Genomic DNA, 19,425 nt, shown 5'->3' on the forward strand with positions numbered 1-19,425 from the left:
CGGCGGCCTCGGCCTCGATGCCGAAGCCGGGCTCCGGCAGCGCCCGCCGCGCCGCGCCGGCCCAGGCGGGCTCGCGCCCGCCGCTCCGCAGCGTGTCCCCCGCACCCCTGATCGTCATGCTGCCCTCTCCCGGAGCTTGGGCGAGGCAAGCGGCAGGCCAGCGGCCCGCGCCGCCAAGGCGCTGGGGAGGCACGGCAAATCCGGGCGCCGCGGCACCCGGTCCCGCGCCCGCCGGCGCGATCCTGCCGGGTCCCCGGCAGGAATTGCCGGCACGGATCCGGCGCCGAGCGCCCTGGCAGAAACACCGCCGGATCGCTATAGACTCACCCGCCGGCGCCGGAACGATCGGGGCGGCCGCCGCGCGAACCGCCTCCGTTCCGGTCGGAACGGGCGCGGCTCCCGGGCCCGGATTGCGTCGCATCGCCGCGCCGGGCCGCCCGTCGCCGGACGATGCTCATCGAGAAACCCCGCCGCACGGTCATGAACTCGCTCGATCTGCCCAAGGCCCCGCAGGACACCCGCGTCGTCGTGGCGATGTCCGGGGGCGTGGATTCCTCCGTCGCCGCCGCCCTCCTCCAGCGCGAGGGCTACGACGTGGTCGGGATCACGCTGCAGCTCTACGACCACGGCGCCGCCGCCCACCGCCGGGGCGCCTGCTGCGCCGGGCAGGACATCCACGACGCGCGCCGGGCCGCCGAGACCCTCGGCATCCCGCACTACGTGCTCGACTACGAGGACCGCTTCCGCGAGGCGGTGATCGACCGCTTCGCCGACGGCTACCTCCGGGGCGAGACGCCGATCCCGTGCGTCGAGTGCAACCGCTCGATCAAGTTCCGCGACCTCCTCGCCACCGCCCGGGACCTCGGCGCCGACGCCCTCGCCACCGGGCACTACGTCGCCAGCCGGCCGCTTCCGGGGGGCGGGGGGCGCGCCCTCTACCGCGCCCACGATCCGGCCCGCGACCAGAGCTACTTCCTGTACGCGACCACGCCCGAGCAGCTCGCCTTCCTGCGCTTCCCCCTCGGCGAGCGCCCCAAGGACGAGACCCGGCGCCTCGCGCAGGCGTTCGGCCTCGCGGTCGCCGACAAGCCCGACAGCCAGGACATCTGCTTCGTGCCGCAGGGCCGCTACCGGGACGTGATCGCCCGCCTGCGCCCGGACGCGGTGCGGCCGGGCGAGATCGTCCACCTCGACGGCCGCAGGCTCGGCCGGCACGAGGGCATCATCGGCTTCACGGTCGGGCAGCGGCGGGGCCTCAAGCTCGCGACGGGCGAGCCGCTCTACGTCGTGCGGCTCGATCCCGGCGAGGCCCGGGTGGTGGTGGGCCCGCGCGAGGCGCTGGCGACCTCCATCATCCGGCTCGGCGACCCGAACTGGCTCGGCGACGCGCCGCTCGCGGACCTGCGGGACGCCCCGGTGGCGGTGCGGGTGCGCTCGACGCGCGAGCCCCGCCCCGCCACCCTGACCTGGGATCCCCGGGCCGGCTGCGCCGAGATCACCCTGACGGCGGCGGAGGACGGCGTGTCGCCGGGCCAGGCCTGCGTCATCTACGCCGACGACGGCCCCCGGGCGCGGGTTCTGGGCGGCGGCACCATCCTGCGGGTCGAGGCCGAGCGCCGCGCCGCCGCCTGACGCCATGCGGACCCGGTCCGCGAACCTGGAGAGCGATCCTACATGCTGAGCGAGCCGCGGGAGGCGGGACCCACCACCGCCTTGATGCGCAAGGCCTACGCCCGCTGGGCGCCGGTCTACGACGTGGTCTACGACAAGCTGACGGAGCCCGCGGCCCGCGACGCCGTGGAGGCGGCGCTCGGCAACGGCCGGCGCATCCTGGAGGCCGGCGTCGGCACCGGCCTGTCCCTGGGCTACTACCCGGCCGACGCCGAGCTCTACGGCGTCGACCTGTCCGAGGACATGCTCCGGCGCGCCCGCCGCAAGGTGCTGCGCCGGGGCCTCTCCCACGTGAAGGGGCTCCAGGTCATGGACGTCTGCCGCCTCGGCTACGCCGACGGCAGCTTCGACGCCGTGGTGGCGCAGTTCCTCATCACCCTGGTGCCGGACCCCGAGCGGGCCCTCGACGAGTTCCTGCGCGTGCTGCGGCCCGGCGGCATGATCGTGCTCGCCAACCATTTCGGCCAGGCCGACGGGGCGGTCGCCCGCGTCGAGGAGATCGTGGCCCCGCTCTGCTCCAAGATCGGCTGGAGCTCGGACTTCAAGGCGTCCCGCATCGAGGCCTGGGCGCACCGCAACGGGGTGACGTTCATCGGCGTGCGGCCGACCTTCCCGGGCGGCTTCTTCAAGATCCTGCGCATGCGCAAGGCCTAGGTGGGCGAGCCCCCCGGGGAGCCGCCCGTCTCCGGCGAAGGTCCCGCGCGCCCCGCGCCGGAGGCCGGGCCCGCCGCCGTCGCGGCGCCGGCCTGGCGGGGCTGGCTGCGGCTCCTGCCGCTCGCGGTCCTGGTCGCGGTCTCGGCCGGCCTGCTCGCGGGCGGGGTCACCCGGTGGTTCAGCCTCGACCAGCTCCTGGCGTCCCGGGCCTGGGCCAAGGGCCTCGTGGCCGAGGATTTCTGGCGCGCGCTGCTCTGCACCTACCTGGCCTATGTCGGCACCGTGGTGGTCTCGGTGCCGGTCTCGGTCGTGATGACGACGCTCTGCGGCTTCCTGTTCGGCCCCGTCACGGGCGCGCTGCTGGCGATCGCCTCGGCGACGAGCGGCGCCGTCGTGGTGTTCTCGGTCGGGCGCACCTCCGCCGGGGAGTTCCTGCTCAAGCGCACCGGCTCGCGCCTGCGCCGCCTCGCGGAGGGCTTCCAGCGCGACGCCTTCTCGTACGTGCTGTTCCTGCGCCTCCTGCCGATCTTCCCGTTCTGGATGACGAATCTCGGCCCGGCGGTGTTCGGCGTCCGCCTGCGCACGTTCGCCCTCGCCACCCTGATCGGCATCAGCCCGGGCGCCTTCATCTACGCCTCGGCCGGGGCCGGCATCGAGACCGTGGTGGCCGCCCACCAGGAGGCCAGGGCGGCGTGCCTCGCCGCTGGGGAGGCGGCCTGCGACGACGCGCTGTCGCTGCGCGCCGTGATCACGCCGGGGCTGATCCTGACCCTGCTGGCCCTCGGGGCGCTCGCCCTGCTGCCGGTGGCCTGGCGGCGCCTGCGGGGCGGCGGGCGGCGCCTGCCGACCGGCCCCTGATCGCCGCACGGCGCCGGCGGCAGGACGGGGGCCGCGCGGGCGCCCTTACCCTGCCCGACGGGCGCTCCTATCTAGGCGGTGCCCGACGCCGCCGCGCCGGAGGCCTCGCGGGGCGCGAGAGGCCTCGCGGGGCGCCGGAGTGAGACCTTGAGACAGTCGCGCGCGGGCGCGGCGCGGCGCACAATGCGGCCGGGTGCGCCGCATGCGGGAGGGCCGACGATCGTGCGTTTCGCCGATGCCATGCGGGGGCGTGGCGCCCTGCGGGGCATCGCCGACCGGATCGGGCTCTCCGGCCGCCTGCTGCTGCTCACGATCCTGTTCGTGCTGCTCGCCGAGGTGCTGATCTACGTGCCGAGCGTCGCGAACTTCCGGCGCAACTGGCTCTCGGACCGGGTCGCGGCCGCGCAGGTGGCGGCCCTCGTCCTCGACGCGGCGCCCCAGCAGCGGGTGTCGGACGACCTCGCCCGCCGCCTCCTGACCGGCGTCGGCGCCCGGGCGATCGCCCTCAAGGCCGGGGGCGCCCGCCGCCTCCTCAACCTCGCGGCGATGCCGCCGGAGGTCGGCGAGTCCGTCGACCTGCGCGAGGCCGGCTGGCTCGAGCTCATCGCCGGGGCCTGGCACACGCTCTCGCACCCCGCCGATGCTCCCCTGCGGGTGGTCGGCCACGGCATGGACGGCGTCGACTTCGTCGAGCTCATCCTCGATCCCACCCCCCTGCGCGAGGCGATGATCGCCTTCTCGTGGCGCATCCTCCTCACCTCCCTGGTGATCTCCGGCATCACCGCGGGCCTCGTCTTCCTGGCGCTGCAGCTCTCGATCGTGCGGCCGGTGCGGCGCCTCACCCGCAACATCGCGGCCTTCGCGGACGATCCCGAGGACGCCTCGCGGCGCATCACGCCCTCGTGGCGCAACGACGAGATCGGCGTGGCCGAGACGGCGCTCGCCCGCATGGAGGCGGTGCTGGCCGGCGAGCTGCGCCAGAAGCGGCGCCTCGCCGAGCTCGGCCTCTCGGTCAGCAAGATCAACCACGAGTTGCGTAACCTCCTCACCACCGCGCAATTGCTGGTGGACAGGCTCGAGCACACCGCCGATCCCGGCGTGCAGCGCGTGGCACCGCGCCTCGTGGCGACGCTCGGCCGGGCGATCCGCTACTGCGAGGCGACCCTGGCCTACGGCCGCGCCGCCGAGCGCCTGCCCGAGCGCCGGCGCACCGCCCTGCGGCCGATCCTCGCCGACGCCCTCGACCTCGCCGGGCTCGTGCCGGGCGCGGCGGTGCGGATCGAGGACCGGACGCCCGACGACCTCCTGGTCGACGCCGATCCCGACCAGCTCTCGCGGGTGCTCGTCAACCTGGTGCGCAACGCCGTGCAGGCGCTGGGGCTCGCCGGCACCGGCGACGGGGCGCCCCCATGCGTGACCATCGAGGCGACGCGCCGGGGCGGCACGGTCACGATGGTGGTGAGCGACAACGGCCCGGGCCTGCCGGAGCGGGCCCGGGCGCACCTGTTCGAGGCCTTCCAGGGCGCCGTCCGGGCCGGCGGCACCGGGCTCGGCCTCGCCATCGCGGCCGAGCTGGTGCGCCTCAACGGCGGCGTGCTCGCCCTCGACGAGAGCGGGGTCGGGGCGCGCTTCCGCATCACCCTCCCGGACCGGGCGCAGACCTGAGCGCGTCGCGCCGGCCCGGCGCGACCGGACGCGATTGCCAATCGGGGGCCCCTTCGCCCATCGTGCCGGCATGTCCCTGTTGATGCACGTGCCCCTCTCCGCTGTGCGCTCCTTCGAGGCGGCCGCGCGCCGGCGCTCGTTCAAGGCGGCGGCGACGGAGCTGAACCTGACGGCGAGCGCGGTCAGCCACGCGATCCGCAAGATGGAGCAGGCGCTCGGCGTCGCCCTGTTCGAGCGCAACGGCCAGGGGGTGGTGCCGACCCCGGCCGGCGAGGCGCTGCTCGAGCATGTCGGGCGGGCCTTCGAGGAGCTCGACCGCGGCCTCCACCTCGTGGCGGCGCGGGGGCCGCAACTGCTGCGCCTGCACTGCGCGCCGAGCTTCGCGGCGCAGTGGCTGACGCCGCGCCTCGCCCGCTTCCTCGCCGCGCATCCGGGCTTCGAGGTGCGGCTCGCCGCCGGCATGGACTACGCCCGCTTCACCACCGACGAGTTCGACGCCGACATCGTGTACGGGCCGCCGCGCGGGGAGGGGCTCGTGGTGGTGCCGCTCTGCACCGAGACGGTGCGGCCGCTCTGCGACCCGGTCCGGGCCGCCGCCATCCGGGAGCCCGCCGACCTCCTGACGCAGGTGCTGATCCAGAGCGACAACAAGCAGGTGCGCTGGCCGCTGTGGTTCGCCCGCAACGGCCTCCCGGCACCCCGGCCCCTCGGGGTGCGCTTCGACCGCAGCTTCCTCGCCATCGCGGCGGCGGCGGACGGGCTCGGGGTGGCGCTCGAATCGACCCTGCTGGCCGAGCGCGAACTGGCGAGCGGGCGCCTCGTCGCGCCGCTCCTCGGGCGGGCCCGGGACGTCGACTACGTCGGCCACCACCTCGTCTTCCCGGCGGCGACCCGGCGGCGCGCGCCGCTGCGCACCTTCGCGCAGTGGATGGCGCAGGAGATGCGGATCGACCTCGCGGCGGACCTTGCGTGAGGGGCGGGCGCGACCGCCCGGCGCGTCAGATGAGCCGGATTCACTTGGCCCTGCAAACCGCGCGTTTGCCATCGCGGCGCCGGGACGGCAGGGTGCTGGCAACGATGTGAAGGGAGGACGCGCCCCGAGGCCCTTCAGGCCTCCGGGCGGCGCCAGGCGGCGACGGGCCGTCGCAGCGCCAGGACCTCCCTCTCGCGTCAGCGCCAGAGCGACGCCGGGCCCGCGGTAGCGGCCGCCCCGGGGAGGGACACATGCTTCTCACCGACAAGGTATGCCTGATCACCGGCGCGGCCTCCCAGCGGGGCATCGGCCGGGCGACCGCCCGCCTGTTCGCGGAGTTCGGGGCCAAGGTCGTGATCCTCGACCTCGATGCCGGCCAGGCCGAGGCGGCGGCCCGGGACATCGGTCCGGGCCATCTCGGGCTCGCCTGCGACGTGACCGACAAGGCCGCCTGCCTGGCGGCGGCCAGGGAGGTGGTGTCGCGCCTCGGGCGCATCGACGTCCTCGTCAACAACGCGGGCATCACCCAGCCGCTCAAGATCATGGAGATCGAGCCGGCGAACTACGACGCCGTCACGGACGTGAACCTGCGCGGCACGCTCTACATGAGCCAGGCGGTGATCCCGCAGATGCGGGCGCAGGCCGCCGGCGCCATCGTGTGCATGTCCTCGGTCTCGGCCCAGCGCGGCGGCGGCATCTTCGGCGGCCCGCACTACAGCGCCGCCAAGGGCGGCGTGCTCGGCCTCACGAAGGCGATGGCCCGGGAGCTCGGACCCGACGGCGTGCGGGTGAACGCCGTGACGCCCGGCCTGATCCAGACCGACATCACCGGCGGCAAGCTCACGGACGAGCTCAAGGTCGAGATCGCCAAGGGCATCCCCCTCGGCCGCCTCGGCGTCGCCGACGACGTCGCCAAGGCCTGCCTGTTCCTCGCCTGCGACCTCTCCGCCTACACCACCGGCGCGGTGATCGACGTCAACGGCGGCATGCTGATCCACTGACCGTCCGGTCCGTTCCCAGGGAGGACACATCATGCAGACGGCGCACGATTCGCCGCGCGCGGGCTCGAACGTCTCGCTGCCCGAGCGCGCCTACCGCATCCGCCGCAACGCGCTGCGGATGGGCGAGGTCCAGGGCCAGGGCTACATCGCCCAGGCCCTCGGCGTCGCCGACGTGCTGGCGGTCTCCTACTTCCACGCCATGCGCTTCCGCCCGGACGACCCGGAATGGGAGGAGCGGGACCGCTTCCTGCTGTCGATCGGGCACTACGCCATCGCGCTCTACGCGGCGCTGATCGAGGCCGGCATCCTGCCGGAGGACGAGCTCGAGACCTACGGCTGCGACGACAGCCGGCTGCCGATGTCCGGCATGGCGGCCTACACGCCCGGCATGGAGATCACCGGCGGCTCCCTCGGCCACGGCCTCGGCATCGCGGTCGGGATCGGCCTCGGGCTCAAGCGCAAGGGCTCGCGCAGCTTCGTCTACAACCTGTTCTCGGACGGCGAGCTCGACGAGGGCTCGACCTGGGAGGCGGCCCTGTCGGCCGGCTCCCACCGCCTCGACAACCTGATCGGCATCGTCGACGTCAACGGCATGCAGGCCGACGGGCCGTCGCTCGGGATCCTCAACTTCGAGCCGCTCGGGGCGAAGTTCGAGGCCTTCGGCTGGTTCGTCCAGCGGGTCGACGGCAACGACATCCCGGCGCTCGTCGCGGCCTTCGACGCCGCGCGCAACCACGCGGAGGCCCGGCCCCGCATCATCATCTGCGACACCACGATGGGCAAGGGCGTGCCCTTCCTCGAGGCCCGCGAGCGCAACCACTTCCTGCGCGTCGAGGCGGACGAGTGGCAGCAGGCCCTGAAAGTCCTGGCCGAGGGCAGGGACGCTTCCGAGGGGAGGACGCCATGAGGCGGTCGAAGTACGAGCGGCCCGCGCACCTGACGGGCGAGAGCGGCGGTCCCCGCCTCACCACCTCGGCGATGATCGCCTCCCTGGCGGCGCCCGGGCAGCGCACGCAGAGCGCGCCGTTCGGCCACGCCCTGGCGGCCCTCGCCCACGAGCGCCCCGAGATCGTCGGCCTGTCGGCGGACCTCGCCAAGTACACCGACCTGCACATCTTCGCCAAGGAGCACCCCGACCGCTTCTACCAGATGGGAATGGCCGAGCAGGTGCTGATGAGCGCCGCGGCGGGCCTCGCCCGCGAGGGCTTCCTGCCCTTCGCCACCACCTACGCGGTGTTCGCCGCGCGGCGCGCCTACGACTTCATCTGCATGGCGATCGCCGAGGAGGGGCTGAACGTCAAGATCGTCTGCGCCCTGCCGGGCCTGACCACCGGCTACGGCCCGAGCCACCAGGCCACGGAGGACATCGCGATCTTCCGCGGCCTGCCGAACCTGACCATCATCGACCCGTGCGACGCCCACGAGATCACCCAGGCGGTGCCCGCCATCGCGGCCCATCCGGGCGCGGTCTACATGCGGCTCCTGCGCGGCAACGTGCCCCTGGTGCTCGACGAGTACGGCTACACGTTCGAGGTCGGCAAGGCCAAGACCATCCGCGACGGCCGCGACGTGCTGATCATCTCCTCGGGCCTGATGACCATGCGGGCGCTCGAGGCCGCCGACGCGCTCAAGGCGGACGGGATCGACGCCGGCGTGCTGCACGTCGCGACGATCAAGCCGCTCGACGAGGCGACGATCCTGCGCGAGGCCGGGCGGGGCGGGCGCCTCGTGGTGGTGGCCGAGAACCACACGGTGGTCGGCGGCCTCGGCGAGGCGGTGGCGGCGACGCTCCTGCGCAACGGCACGGTCCCGCACGGCTTCCGCCAGATCGGCCTGCCCGACGCGTTCCTGGATGCCGGGGCGCTGCCGACCCTGCACGACCGCTACGGCATCTCGACGAGCGCGATGGCCGGGAGCATCCGCGCATGGCTGTGACGCCGGCCGTCACCTTCGTGGGCCTCGGCTCCATGGGCCTGCCGATGGCCCGCAACCTCCTGCGCCGCGGGTTCGAGGTCCGCGGCTACGACGTCCGGCCCGAGGGCCGCGCGGCCTTCGCGGATGCCGGCGGACGGACGGCCGGGACGATCGCTGAGGCGAGCGCGGGCGCCGGCATCCTGATCCTGATGGTGGTGAACGCCGCCCAGGGCGAGGAGGTCCTGTTCGGGGAGGGCGCCCTCGACGCCCTCGCGCCGGACGCCGCCGTGATCCTGATGGCGACCTGCCCGCCGGGCGCCGTGGCGGCGCTGGCCGAGCGGGTGCGGGCGACCGGCCGGCGCTTCGTCGACGCGCCGGTCTCCGGCGGGGTGGTGGGGGCGGAATCCGCGACCCTGACCATCATGGCGGGGGCGCCCGCCGAGGTGCTGGCCTACGTGCGGCCGGCGCTCGACGCCATGGGCGACAAGGTCTTCCACGTCGGCCCGCAGGCCGGCCAGGGGGCGACCGTCAAGGCGGTCAACCAGCTCCTCTGCGGGGTCAACCTCGCGGCCGCCGCCGAGGCGCTCTCCCTCGCCGAGAAGGTCGGCGTCGACGGGGCGGTGGTGCTCGAGATCCTCTCGGGCTCCTCGGCCTCGAGCTGGATGCTGCGCGACCGCGGCCCCCGGATGCTCGAGGAGGCGCCGCGCGTCACGAGCGCCGTCGACATCTTCGTGAAGGACCTCGGCATCGTGCTCGAGGCGGGGCGCGGCGAGAAGGCCGCGCTGCCCCTCGCCGCCCTCGCCCACCAGCTCTTCCTCGCCGCCTCGGGGCGGGGCGAGGGCGCGGCCGACGACAGCCAGGTGATCGGCTCGTACCGGGCCCTGAACGGGACCTGAGCCGCGTCCCGCGACGCCCGCGACACGGCGCCCGGGGATCTGTCCCGGGCGCCGCGCCCGCCGCTTCGGCACCGGACGCCCGGCGCCGGATGCCGCGCGGGCAAACGAGAACACGAGGCCGGGCCACCGGCCCGCGCCACCGGCCCGCCACGCACGCCATTCCCAGGGAGCCCGATCATGCGCCAGTCCACCCCCCCGCGGCCGACCCGCCGCAGCCTCCTCGCGGGTGCCGCCGCGATGCCGCTCTGCGCCATCCTCAGCCGGCCGGCCTTCGCGGCGGAGTTCGAGTACAAGCTCGCCACCGGCCAGGACCCGACCCACCCGGTCAACACCCGGGCCCAGGAGGCCCTCGACCGCATCCGCGAGGCCTCCGGCGGCCGGCTCGACATCAAGCTGTTCCCGGCCAACCAGCTCGGCTCCGACACCGACCTGCTCTCGCAGGTCCGCAACGGCAGCGTCGAGTTCTTCAACCTCTCGGCCTCGATCCTCTCCACCTTCGTGCCGGCCGCGAGCCTCGCCAACACCGGCTTCGCGTTCAAGGAGTACGACGCGGTCTGGAAGGCGATGGACGGCGGGCTCGGCACCTACATCCGCGAGCAGATCGCCAAGACGCCGATCCTGACCGTGTCCAAGGCCTGGGACAACGGCTTCCGGCACATCACCTCCTCGACCCGCGAGATCCGCACGCCCGAGGACCTCAAGGGCTTCAAGATCCGCGTGCCCCCCTCGCCGATGCTGACCTCGCTGTTCAAGGCGCTCGACGCCGGGGCGGCGCCGCTCAACTTCAACGAGCTCTACTCCGCGCTCCAGACCAAGATCTTCGAGGGCCAGGAGAACCCGCTCGCCATCACGGCGACGACCCGGCTCTACGAGGTGCAGAAGACCTGCAGCCTCACGGGCCACGTCTGGGACGGCTACTGGATGCTCGGCAACAAGCGCTCCTGGCAGCGCCTGCCGGAGGACCTGCGGGCCATCGTGACGCGCGAGCTCGACCGCTCGGCCGACGACCAGCGCGCCGACATCGTGCGCCTGAGCGCCTCGCTGCGCACCGACCTGACCGCCAAGGGCATCACCTTCCTGGAGGTGGATCGCGCGAAGTTTCGCGATGCGCTCGGCCGCACGACCTTCTACAAGGACTGGAAAAGCAAGTACGGCGACGCGGCCTGGGACCATCTCGAGGCGGTTTCCGGCAAGCTGGCCTGAGGGAGGGCGACATGCAGGTCGACATCGCGACGGAGACCCCGGCGATGCTGTCTCGTGGCAGCAAGCGCGCGTGGGCGAAGACTCTCGACGACACCCTCGGCGTCCTCGTCGAGGTGCCGGCCGCCCTCCTGGTCGTGGCCGAGGTCCTGGTGCTGCTCTCCGGCGTGGTGAGCCGCTACGTCTTCCACGCCCCGATCGTCTGGTCGGACGAGCTCGCCTCGATCCTGTTCCTGTGGCTCGCCATGCTGGGCAGCGTGGTGGCCTACCGCCGCGCCGAGCACATGCGCATGACGGCGCTCGTCAGCATGGCCTCGCCGCGCGGGCAGGCCTTCCTCGAGGCGGTGGCGCTCGCCGCCGGCCTCGCCTTCGTGGTCCTGCTCCTCCACCCGGCCTACGAGTTCGCCAGCGAGGAGGTCTTCGTCCAGACGCCGGCCCTCGAGATCACCAACGCCTGGCGCGCCGCCGCCCTGCCGGTCGGCTTCGCGCTGATGTTCGTGATCGCGGCCCTGCGCCTGATCGAGTGCGCCGACTGGCGCCACGCCGTGGGCGCCCTGGTGCTGGCCGGGCTCATCGTCGGCGGGCTGATGCTCGCCGAGCCGCTCCTGCGCACGCTCGGCAACTGGAACCTGCTGATCTTCTTCGTGCTCGGCGTCGGCGCCCTCGTGTTCACCGGGGTGCCGATCGCCTTCGCGTTCGGGCTCGCCACCTTCGGCTACCTGATGCTGACCACCCGGGCGCCCGCCATGGTGGTGGTCGGGCGGATGGACGAGGGCATGAGCCACCTGATCCTGCTCGCGGTGCCGCTCTTCGTCTTCCTCGGCCTCCTCATCGAGATGACCGGCATGGCCAAGGCGATGGTGGGCTTCCTCGCGAGCCTGCTCGGCCACGTCCGCGGCGGCCTGCACTACGTGCTGGTCGGCGCCATGTACCTCGTCTCGGGCATCTCCGGCTCCAAGGCCGCCGACATGGCGGCGGTGGCGCCCGTGCTGTTCCCCGAGATGAAGAAGCGCGGCGCCAAGGAGGGCGACCTCGTGGCCCTGCTCGCCGCCACCGGCGCCCAGACCGAGACCATCCCGCCGAGCCTCGTGCTCATCACCATCGGGTCGGTGACGGGCGTGTCGATCACCGCGCTCTTCACCGGCGGCCTGCTGCCGGGCGTGGTGCTCGGCGTCACCCTCTGCGCGCTGGTCTGGTGGCGCTACCGGGCCGAGGATCTGAGCCACGTCCGCAAGGCCACCTGGGGCGAGATCGGCAAGACGCTGGTCATCGCCTTCCCGGCCCTGGCGCTGCCCTTCGTGATCCGGGCCGCCGTGGTGGAGGGCGTGGCCACCGCCACCGAGGTCTCGACCATCGGCATCGTCTACGCGATCTTCGCCGGGCTGCTGATCTACCGCCAGTTCAACTGGCGGCGGGTCTACCCGATGCTCGTCTCGACGGCCTCGCTCTCGGGGGCGATCCTGCTGATCATCGGGGCGGCGACCGGCATGGCCTGGGCGCTGACGCAGTCGGGCTTCTCGCAGAGCCTGGCCGTGATGATGAAGAGCCTGCCGGGCGGGGCGCTCGGCTTCCTGGTGGTCTCCGCGGTGGCCTTCGTGATCCTGGGCTCGGTGCTGGAGGGGATCCCGGCGATCGTGCTGTTCGGCCCGCTCCTGTTCCCGATCGCCCGCCAGGTCGGCGTGCACGAGGTGCACTACGCCATGGTGGTGATCCTCGCGATGGGCGTGGGGCTGTTCGCGCCGCCCTTCGGGGTCGGCTACTACGCGGCCTGCGCCATCAGCCGCATCCACCCGGACGCCGGCATCCGGCCGATCATCGGCTACATCGTGGCGCTGCTCATCGGCCTCGCCATCGTCATCCTGGTGCCGTGGATCTCGATCGGGTTCCTGGCCACGTAGGCCCCCGGCGGACCGGGCGCGCCCGGTCCGCCCCCGACGCGGGGATGGCGTCGAGCCGCGGGCCCTACTCCGCGGCGGCGGCGAGCGCCCTGTCGTAGGCGCCGGTCCGCAGCGCCTGCGTGAGCCAGGCGTCCACCGCCGCCTTGAGGGCGGGGTCGCGGGTCATCCAGTAGGCCTTGTCGGCGTGGTCGAACGAGTCCGGCACGGCGGCGGGGCAGAGCACGCCGGCGTGCCGGCGGGACTGGTAATCGACCTCGGCGCCGTCCGTGACCATCAGGTCGGCCCGGCCCTCCGCCACCTCCTCGAAGATGGTGCGGTTGTCGGGGTGCACCCGCAGGGAGGCGTGCGGGAAGTTCGCGTCGGCGAAGCGCTGGTTGGTGCCGCCGGGATTGACCACCACCCGCACCTCGGGCCGGTCGATGGCCTGGAGCGAGGTGTAGCGCTCCTTGTCGGCGCAGCGCACGATCGGGCGCTTGCCGTCGGTCATCACCGGCACCGAGTAGTCGGCCACGGCGGCGCGGTCGGGCGTCACGCTGACGCCCCCCATGGCGACATCGTAGCGGTCGCCCACGAGGTCGTCCTTCAGGGTCTTCCAGGTCGTCGGCACGATCTCGACCGTGACGCCGAGCGTCCGCGCCAGGTCCTGCGCCATGATCACGTCGGCGCCCTTCACGACCCCGTCCGGGCCGCGCAGGGAGTAGGGCGCGTAGTCGCCCGTCAGCCCGACCCGCAGGGTGCCCTCCTGCCTGATCGCCGCGAGAGGCCGGGCCGCCGCCGGCGCCGCCGCGCCGAGGCTGACCAGCACCCACAGAACCGTCGCACGCTTGCCCATCCCTGCTCCTCCCGTCGCCAGAACCGCTCCCATGCCTTAAGGACATCCCGCCGCCGCGGTAAAGCCCGGGCGGGCGGCCGGGGCGCCACAAAGCGGTTGACACCGGCCGCGGTTCGGCCTCGTTCGGCGCATGGGCGGCGAGGGCGCAGGGCGGGGACCCGCGGGACCGGATCCCGGAATCGGGAGCGCGCCGCGCGCATCCGCGGCGTCGCGGGTCCGCGCGGCGCTCGCCCGCCATCGGGCGCGGCTGATCCAGGCCGTGCGGATGACGGTGGCGAGCCTCGCCACGTTCTGGCTCGCCGACGCCCTCGGGCTGCCGCAGGGCTACTGGGCGGTGATCACCGCCCTGATCGTCACCCAGAGCAGCGTCGGGGGATCGCTCAAGGCCGCCCTCGACCGCTTCCTCGGCTCGGTCGTCGGCGCCATCTACGGCGGCGTCGTGGCCTACGCGGTCCCGCACCACGGCGGCGCCTCGACCCTGGCGGCCCTGACGGCCGCCGTGGCGCCGCTGTCGGTCGCGGCGGCGTTCTCGGCGGGCTTCCGGATCGCGCCGATCACCGCCATCATCGTGCTCCTCAGCACCACGGGCTCGACCCTGGGCCCGCTCGCCTTCGCGCTCGACCGCATCCTCGAGATCGGGCTCGGCTGCGTCGTCGGCCTCGCGGTCTCCCTCGTGGTGGCGCCCGCCCGGGCCGCCCGGGCCGTCACCGCGCAGGCGGCCCAGACCGCGCGCCTCCTCGCGGGCCAGCTCGAGGCGCTCGGGCGCCTGGAGGAGGACGAGGGGCCGGAGACCCGGGCCCTGCCGCTCGCCGCCCGCCGCAGCCTCGCGCGCCTCGAGACCCTGGCGGCGGAGGCCGCCCGGGAGCGGCGCAGCCGCCTCTCCGCGGCGCCGGACCCGGACCCGCTCGCCCGCACCCTGATGCGCCTGCGCCACGACGTCGTGCTGCTGCGGCGCGCCGTGCGGGAGGCGGAGGAGGACGTGCTGCGGGTCCACGTGGCGGAGGCCTGGGGGGCCGTCGCCGCCGCCGGCGCCGACCGGCTGCGCGCCCTTGCCCGCGCCCTCGCCGACCGCGCGGCCCCGGCGGGCGACGACGCGGCGCTCGCCGGGGCGATCGCCGCCTACCGGGGCGCGATCGACGACCTGCGCCGGCGCCACGTCACCCGGGACCTCTCGACCGACGGGGTCGGCCGCATCTTCTGGATCGCGTTCTGCCTGGAGCAGTTCCGGCGCAACCTCGACGACCTCGCGGCGCGGGCCGCCGATTTCGCGCCGGACGCCTGAGCGGGGGGGGCGCGTCACGACGAACCCGCGAGGGCGGGACCCGCGGGCAGCGCGGCCGGGCCGCGGGTCCTCAAGCCCCGACCGCCCGCCACACCGCCAGCGCCGCGCACGCGACGAGGCCGGCCGCGATGCCATAATGCATCCAGCGCCCGGCCCGGGCGAAGAGGTGGCGGCAGGCCGGGTGGGTGAACAGGAGACCGAGCAGGCCGAACCACGTCGCCGCCATGACGAAGACCGCGGCGCCCACGACCGGCAGGGCCCCCTGTCCCTCCGGCCGGGGGTGGGCGAGGAAGAAGCCGGCGAAGTAGGCGAGGCTGACCGGGTTCGAGACGGCCGCGAGGAGCCCGAGCCCGAAGGTGGCCGAGTCCCGCCCGGGCGAGAGGCGGTGCGCGTCGACGGCGGCCTGCGCCCGGCCGCTCAGGAGGCGCAGGGCGGCCCGCACCAAGAGGGCGGCGAACAGGGCGGTGCCGAGGCCGGTGACGAGCCGGCTCGTCGGCAGCAGCGAGGCGCACCCCGCCGCGAACGCCGCCGCGAGGGCGGCCCCGCAGGCGATCCCGAGGGCCGCGCAGGCGGGCCCGCGCCCGGGCGTCACCAGGCTCGCCCGCAGCACCACGAGCCAGTTGGGGCCGGGCACCGCCAGCACCAGGGCGTAGGAGGAGAGCAGGGTCGCGAGGAACCGCGGGAAGGGTTCGGCATCGAGCATCGGGCATCCCCAGGAGGGCGGGCCCGCCGGGACGGCGCCCCGCGGCGTGCTGCGACGCCCGTGGGATCCAGAGAGATGCCAGTGCTTCGCGGCGCGCATCGTCTACTTGGAGGAGGCCGCGTGCTCTGGCGCACGGGGCCGCTCAGGCGCGCTCGCGGCCCTGCGCGAGCGCCCGCCGCAGGGCCGCGAGGAAGAGCTCGGCCGCCGCCGGAAGCGTGCGGTTGCGCTTCGCCACGAGGCAGACCGGGCGCACGAAGCTCGGCTCGCGGATGGGCCGGGCGCGCAGGCCGGGCTCGGCGCGGACCTCCCGGGCCGAGCCCGGCAGGATCGTCAGCCCGAGCCCCGCCCGCACCATGCCCACGGCCGTCATCATGTAGGTCGCCTCGCAGGCCGCGGCCGGCAGCCGGCCCGCCGCCACGAAGGCGGCGTCGACCACGGCCCGGACGCTGGTCTCGGCGTCCATCAGCACCAGGGGATGCTCGGCCAGGTGCTCCAGGGTGACCTCCGGGACGCTCCCGATCGGGTGTCCCTCCGGGTAGACCACGTGCAGCGTGTCGGTGAGCCGGTCGAGCACCGTCAGCTCGGCATCCTGGACCTCCCCGCCCGTGAGGCCGAGGTCGACCTCCTCGCGGCGCACGAGGTCGATCACGCGCCGGGCGATCACGTCCTTGACCACGAAGGACATGCGCGGGTGCTCGGCCCGGAACGCCACGATCGCGTCGGGCAGGAGCCCGGCCGCGAAGGAGGGCAGGCAGGCGAGCCGCACGACGCCGTGGCGCCGGGCCGCGAGGTCGCGGGTGTCGACCACCACGGCGTCGAGCTCGCGCAGGACGCGCTGGAACACCGGCAGCAGCTCGCGGCCGATGCGCGTGAGGGCGACGCTGCGGCTGTTGCGGTCGAGGAGGCGCACGTCGAGCGCCTCCTCCAGCCGCTGGATCTGCACCGTCAGCGCCGGCTGCGACAGGTGCAGCAGGCCAGCCGCCCGCGTGAAGCTGCGCAGGTGCGAGACGGACACGAAGGCACGGACCTGGCGCAGGTTGAGATCCATAACGGACCGCTATCACTGCGATCCAAACTTATCAATTGCGTGATCGATCGACCCGGGATCTGATCGCCGCCAAGCAAAGAGACGTCCGGGAGGATTTCATGCTGGCCCTGCTCGGCCTGTGCACCATCCTGCTGCTCCTCGCCGTGATCCTGTCGAAGCGGCTGTCGCCCCTGGTGGCGCTGATCGTGATCCCGGTCGCGGCCGCGCTCGTCGGGGGATTCGGCCTCGACACGGGCCGCTTCGTGCTCGCCGGGATCCAGAATCTCGCCGGCGTGGTCGGCATGTTCGTGTTCGCGATCCTGTTCTTCGGCATCGTCAGCGACGCCGGCCTGCTCGACCCGATCATCGACCGCATCCTCGCCACGGTGGGCACGCGCCCGAGCCGCATCGTGCCCGGCACGACGCTGCTGGCGCTGCTGATCCACCTCGACGGCTCGGGCGCCGTGACCTTCCTGATCACGATCCCGGCGATGCTGCCGCTCTACGACCGGGTCGGCATCGACCGGCGCATCCTGGCCTGCGCCGCCTCCCTGGCGGCGGGCGTCAACTTCCTGCCCTGGACCGGGCCGATGATCCGGGCCTCGGCGGCCCTCAAGCTGCCGATCCCGGAGATCTTCGCGCCCCTCGTCGCCGTGCAGGCGGTGGGCCTCGCGTTCATCTTCGCGGTCTCGTACTGGCTCGGGCGGCGCGAGGAGCGCCGCCTCGCACGGGCGCCGCGCGCGGCCCCGGAGGCCGGCGCCGCGGCCGGGACGGGCGCCGCCTCGCCGGCCGGCACGGGCGCCCCCTTGCCGGCCGGGACGGGCGCCCGCACCCTGACGGAGGCGGAGCGGGCCCTGCGCCGGCCGGACCGGTTCTGGCTCAACCTCGCGCTCACCGTCGCGGTGCTCGGCACCATGGTGCTGATGGCCGAGAAGGTGCCCCCGGCCCTGATGTTCATGCTCGGCACGGCGCTGGCCCTGATGATCAACTACCCGAGCGTCGACGCGCAGCGTCAGCGGGTCGACGCGCACGCCAAGGCGGCGATCCTGATGGCGTCGATCCTGCTCGCGGCGGGGGTCTTCACCGGCATCATGCAGGGGACCGGGATGCTGAAGGCGATGGCCCAGGGGGCGGTCGCCTTCGTGCCGCCCGGCATGGCGACCCACATCCCGTTCGTCCTCGGCCTCGTGTCGATGCCGCTCAGCCTCCTGTTCGACCCCGACTCGTTCTACTTCGGGGTGCTGCCGGTGGTGGCCGAGGTCGCCCACCAGCTCGGCGTGCCGCCGCTCCAGGTGGCGCAGGGCGCGCTCCTCGGCCAGATGACCACGGGCTTCCCGGTGAGCCCGCTCACGCCGGCGACCTTCCTGGTCTGCGGCCTCACCGGCATCGATCTCGCCGACCACCAGAAGTTCACGGCCCCGCTCCTGTTCGCCGCCTCCGTGGTGATGACGTTCGCGTGCGTCGCCCTCGGCGTCTTTCCCCTCTAGGCTCAGAAACCGGAGATCCCCGATGAGAACCGTCCGAATGGGTGCCGGGGCGGGTTACGCCGGCGACCGCATCGAGCCCGCGGTCGAGCTCGCCGAGAAGGGCGAGATCGACTACCTCGTCTTCGAGTGCCTGGCCGAGCGCACCATCGCGCTCGCCCAGCAGGCCAGGCTCCGGGACCCGGGCGCCGGCTACGACCCGCTCCTCGAGGCCCGGATGCGGGCGGTGCTGGAGCCCTGCCGGCGCCGCGGCATCCGGATCGTCACCAACATGGGGGCGGCCAATCCCGGGGCCGCCGCCGAGCGCACCCGCGCGGTCGCCCGCGACCTCGGCCTCGCCGGCCTCAAGGTCGCGGCGGTCACCGGCGACGACGTCCTCGACGCCGTCAAGGCCGGGGAGTGGCGGGTCGAGGAGACCGGCGGCGCCGTGCGCGACCTCGGCAACCGGATCATCTCCGCCAACGCGTATCTGGGCGCCGGGCCGATCGTGCGGGCCCTCGCGGAGGGCGCCGACGTCGTGATCACCGGCCGGGTCGGCGACCCCGCCCTGTTCCTCGCGCCCCTCGTGCACGCCTTTGGCTGGGCCATGGACGACTGGGACGCCCTCGGGCGCGGGACCCTCGCCGGCCACCTGCTCGAATGCGCCGGCCAGGTCACGGGCGGCTACTTCGCGGATCCGGGCCGCAAGGACGTCGCGGGCCTCGCCCGCCTCGGCTTCCCGGTCGGCATCGTGGACGAGGCGGGAACCGTGGAGATCACCAAGGTGCCGGGCTCGGGCGGCGCCGTGACGCTCGCGACCTGCAAGGAGCAGCTGCTCTACGAGGTCCACGACCCCGCCCGCTACTTCCAGCCCGACGTGGTGGCGGATTTCTCGGCGGTGCGCATGGAGGAGGCCGGCCCCGACCGGGTCCGGGCCACGGGCGCGCGGGGCGCGCCGGCGACGGGGCTGCTCAAGGTCTCGGTCGGCATCATCGATTCCTACATCGGCGAGGGCCAGATCTCCTACGCGGGGCCCGGCGCCGTCGCCCGCGGGCGCCTCGCCCTCGAGATCGTGCGCGAGCGCCTGGCGCTCACGGGCGTGGCGACCCGCGAGCTGCGCCTCGACCTGATCGGCGTCGACGCGCTCCACGGCGAGCGGCTCGCGGCGGGACGGGAGCCCTACGAGGTGCGGGCCCGGGTGGCCGGGCGCACCGACAGCCTCGCGGAGGCGGTGCGGATCGGCAACGAGGTCGAGACGCTCTACACCAACGGCCCGGCCGGCGGCGGCGGTGCCTGGAAATCGGCCCGCGAGGTCGTGGGCGTGGTCTCGGTGCTGGTGCCGGCGGACCTCGCGCGGCCCCGCGTGACCATCCTGGAGGCGTGATCCC

17 protein-coding genes are annotated in these 19,425 nt (G+C 74.2%); 14 read left to right on the top strand and 3 right to left on the bottom strand.

Annotated elements, in window-relative coordinates:
• Positions 1–480 precede the first annotated feature (480 nt).
• The 11 genes from mnmA (at position 481) to DT057_RS15615 (ending at position 12,730) form a co-directional block, all read left to right on the top strand.
• A complete protein-coding gene (gene mnmA / locus DT057_RS15565) occupies positions 481–1,632 on the top strand; it encodes a tRNA 2-thiouridine(34) synthase MnmA (RefSeq protein ID WP_128563019.1) in 1,152 nt (383 codons plus the stop codon).
• Positions 1,633–1,674: 42 nt separating this feature from the next.
• Positions 1,675–2,325, top strand: a complete 651-nt coding sequence (locus DT057_RS15570) for a class I SAM-dependent methyltransferase (protein ID WP_128563020.1) — start codon at positions 1,675–1,677, stop codon at positions 2,323–2,325.
• Positions 2,326–3,183, top strand: coding sequence for a TVP38/TMEM64 family protein (locus DT057_RS15575; RefSeq protein ID WP_128563021.1), 858 nt, complete (start codon positions 2,326–2,328; stop codon positions 3,181–3,183).
• Positions 3,184–3,423: 240 nt separating this feature from the next.
• Complete coding sequence (locus tag DT057_RS15580) at positions 3,424–4,848, top strand: sensor histidine kinase (RefSeq protein WP_128563059.1); 1,425 nt, start codon at positions 3,424–3,426, stop codon at positions 4,846–4,848.
• Positions 4,849–4,918: 70 nt separating this feature from the next.
• Entirely contained in the window at positions 4,919–5,821 is a 903-nt protein-coding gene (locus DT057_RS15585; RefSeq protein WP_420870311.1) for a LysR substrate-binding domain-containing protein, read from the top strand.
• A 251-nt stretch (positions 5,822–6,072) separates the two neighbouring features.
• Entirely contained in the window at positions 6,073–6,822 is a 750-nt protein-coding gene (locus DT057_RS15590; protein ID WP_128563022.1) for an SDR family NAD(P)-dependent oxidoreductase, read from the top strand.
• Positions 6,823–6,853: 31 nt separating this feature from the next.
• On the top strand, positions 6,854–7,729 hold the full coding sequence (locus DT057_RS15595; protein ID WP_128563023.1) for a transketolase: 876 nt from the start codon (positions 6,854–6,856) through the stop codon (positions 7,727–7,729).
• The gene (locus DT057_RS15600; protein ID WP_128563024.1) at positions 7,726–8,757 is read left to right on the top strand and encodes a transketolase family protein; all 1,032 of its coding nucleotides are present in this window, start codon (positions 7,726–7,728) and stop codon (positions 8,755–8,757) included. Before DT057_RS15595 ends, DT057_RS15600 begins: the two co-directional genes overlap by 4 nt.
• A complete protein-coding gene (locus DT057_RS15605; RefSeq protein WP_128563025.1) occupies positions 8,748–9,632 on the top strand; it encodes an NAD(P)-dependent oxidoreductase in 885 nt (294 codons plus the stop codon). Before DT057_RS15600 ends, DT057_RS15605 begins: the two co-directional genes overlap by 10 nt.
• A 177-nt stretch (positions 9,633–9,809) precedes the next feature.
• Positions 9,810–10,835 carry a TRAP transporter substrate-binding protein gene (locus DT057_RS15610; protein WP_128563026.1) on the top strand — a complete coding sequence of 342 codons (1,026 nt, stop codon included), beginning with the start codon at positions 9,810–9,812 and terminating at the stop codon, positions 10,833–10,835.
• 44 nt (positions 10,836–10,879) lie between these two features.
• Positions 10,880–12,730: a TRAP transporter large permease gene (locus tag DT057_RS15615; protein ID WP_407068094.1), complete on the top strand. Its 1,851-nt coding sequence runs from the start codon at positions 10,880–10,882 to the stop codon at positions 12,728–12,730.
• Positions 12,731–12,794: 64 nt separating this feature from the next.
• On the opposite strand, the gene DT057_RS15620 is transcribed toward DT057_RS15615, so the two are convergent.
• The gene (locus DT057_RS15620) at positions 12,795–13,562 is read right to left on the bottom strand and encodes a transporter substrate-binding domain-containing protein (RefSeq protein ID WP_128563028.1); all 768 of its coding nucleotides are present in this window, start codon (positions 13,560–13,562) and stop codon (positions 12,795–12,797) included.
• Between the two features lie 178 nt (positions 13,563–13,740).
• Between DT057_RS15620 and DT057_RS15625 the strand changes: the two genes are divergently transcribed.
• Complete coding sequence (locus DT057_RS15625; RefSeq protein WP_269153018.1) at positions 13,741–14,844, top strand: FUSC family protein; 1,104 nt, start codon at positions 13,741–13,743, stop codon at positions 14,842–14,844.
• Positions 14,845–14,914: 70 nt separating this feature from the next.
• Here DT057_RS15625 and DT057_RS15630 read toward each other — a convergent pair whose 3' ends face one another.
• Together DT057_RS15630 and DT057_RS15635 are read right to left on the bottom strand one after the other, a co-directional pair.
• Positions 14,915–15,547 (bottom strand): LysE family transporter, encoded by a 633-nt coding sequence (locus DT057_RS15630; protein WP_162501420.1) that lies wholly within the window; start codon positions 15,545–15,547, stop codon positions 14,915–14,917.
• 142 nt (positions 15,548–15,689) lie between these two features.
• Positions 15,690–16,595, bottom strand: a complete 906-nt coding sequence (locus tag DT057_RS15635; protein ID WP_128563031.1) for a LysR family transcriptional regulator — start codon at positions 16,593–16,595, stop codon at positions 15,690–15,692.
• A 98-nt stretch (positions 16,596–16,693) separates the two neighbouring features.
• On the opposite strand from DT057_RS15635, the gene DT057_RS15640 reads away from it, so the two are divergent.
• Together DT057_RS15640 and DT057_RS15645 are read left to right on the top strand one after the other, a co-directional pair.
• Complete coding sequence (locus tag DT057_RS15640; protein WP_128563032.1) at positions 16,694–18,061, top strand: CitMHS family transporter; 1,368 nt, start codon at positions 16,694–16,696, stop codon at positions 18,059–18,061.
• Between the two features lie 22 nt (positions 18,062–18,083).
• A complete protein-coding gene (locus DT057_RS15645) occupies positions 18,084–19,421 on the top strand; it encodes an acyclic terpene utilization AtuA family protein (RefSeq protein ID WP_128563033.1) in 1,338 nt (445 codons plus the stop codon).
• The last annotated feature ends 4 nt before the right edge of the window (positions 19,422–19,425 follow it).

The organism is Methylobacterium crusticola, from assembly GCF_003574465.1.
Taxonomy (GTDB): Bacteria; Pseudomonadota; Alphaproteobacteria; order Rhizobiales; family Beijerinckiaceae; genus Methylobacterium; species Methylobacterium crusticola.

Excerpts from the sequence above, each read along its gene's own strand:
- DT057_RS15605 (WP_128563025.1), top strand. The coding sequence starts at position 8,748 with ATGGCTGTGACGCCGGCCGTCACCTTCGTGGGCCTCGGCTCCATGGGC.
- mnmA (WP_128563019.1), top strand. The coding sequence starts at position 481 with ATGAACTCGCTCGATCTGCCCAAGGCCCCGCAGGACACCCGCGTCGTC.
- DT057_RS15585 (WP_420870311.1), top strand. The coding sequence starts at position 4,919 with ATGTCCCTGTTGATGCACGTGCCCCTCTCCGCTGTGCGCTCCTTCGAG.
- DT057_RS15620 (WP_128563028.1), bottom strand. The coding sequence starts at position 13,562 with ATGGGCAAGCGTGCGACGGTTCTGTGGGTGCTGGTCAGCCTCGGCGCG.
- DT057_RS15640 (WP_128563032.1), top strand. The coding sequence starts at position 16,694 with ATGCTGGCCCTGCTCGGCCTGTGCACCATCCTGCTGCTCCTCGCCGTG.
- DT057_RS15595 (WP_128563023.1), top strand. The coding sequence starts at position 6,854 with ATGCAGACGGCGCACGATTCGCCGCGCGCGGGCTCGAACGTCTCGCTG.
- DT057_RS15630 (WP_162501420.1), bottom strand. The coding sequence starts at position 15,547 with ATGCTCGATGCCGAACCCTTCCCGCGGTTCCTCGCGACCCTGCTCTCC.
- DT057_RS15600 (WP_128563024.1), top strand. The coding sequence starts at position 7,726 with ATGAGGCGGTCGAAGTACGAGCGGCCCGCGCACCTGACGGGCGAGAGC.
- DT057_RS15615 (WP_407068094.1), top strand. The coding sequence starts at position 10,880 with ATGCTGTCTCGTGGCAGCAAGCGCGCGTGGGCGAAGACTCTCGACGAC.
- DT057_RS15590 (WP_128563022.1), top strand. The coding sequence starts at position 6,073 with ATGCTTCTCACCGACAAGGTATGCCTGATCACCGGCGCGGCCTCCCAG.
- DT057_RS15645 (WP_128563033.1), top strand. The coding sequence starts at position 18,084 with ATGAGAACCGTCCGAATGGGTGCCGGGGCGGGTTACGCCGGCGACCGC.
- DT057_RS15635 (WP_128563031.1), bottom strand. The coding sequence starts at position 16,595 with ATGGATCTCAACCTGCGCCAGGTCCGTGCCTTCGTGTCCGTCTCGCAC.
- DT057_RS15570 (WP_128563020.1), top strand. The coding sequence starts at position 1,675 with ATGCTGAGCGAGCCGCGGGAGGCGGGACCCACCACCGCCTTGATGCGC.
- DT057_RS15610 (WP_128563026.1), top strand. The coding sequence starts at position 9,810 with ATGCGCCAGTCCACCCCCCCGCGGCCGACCCGCCGCAGCCTCCTCGCG.
- DT057_RS15580 (WP_128563059.1), top strand. The coding sequence starts at position 3,424 with ATGCGGGGGCGTGGCGCCCTGCGGGGCATCGCCGACCGGATCGGGCTC.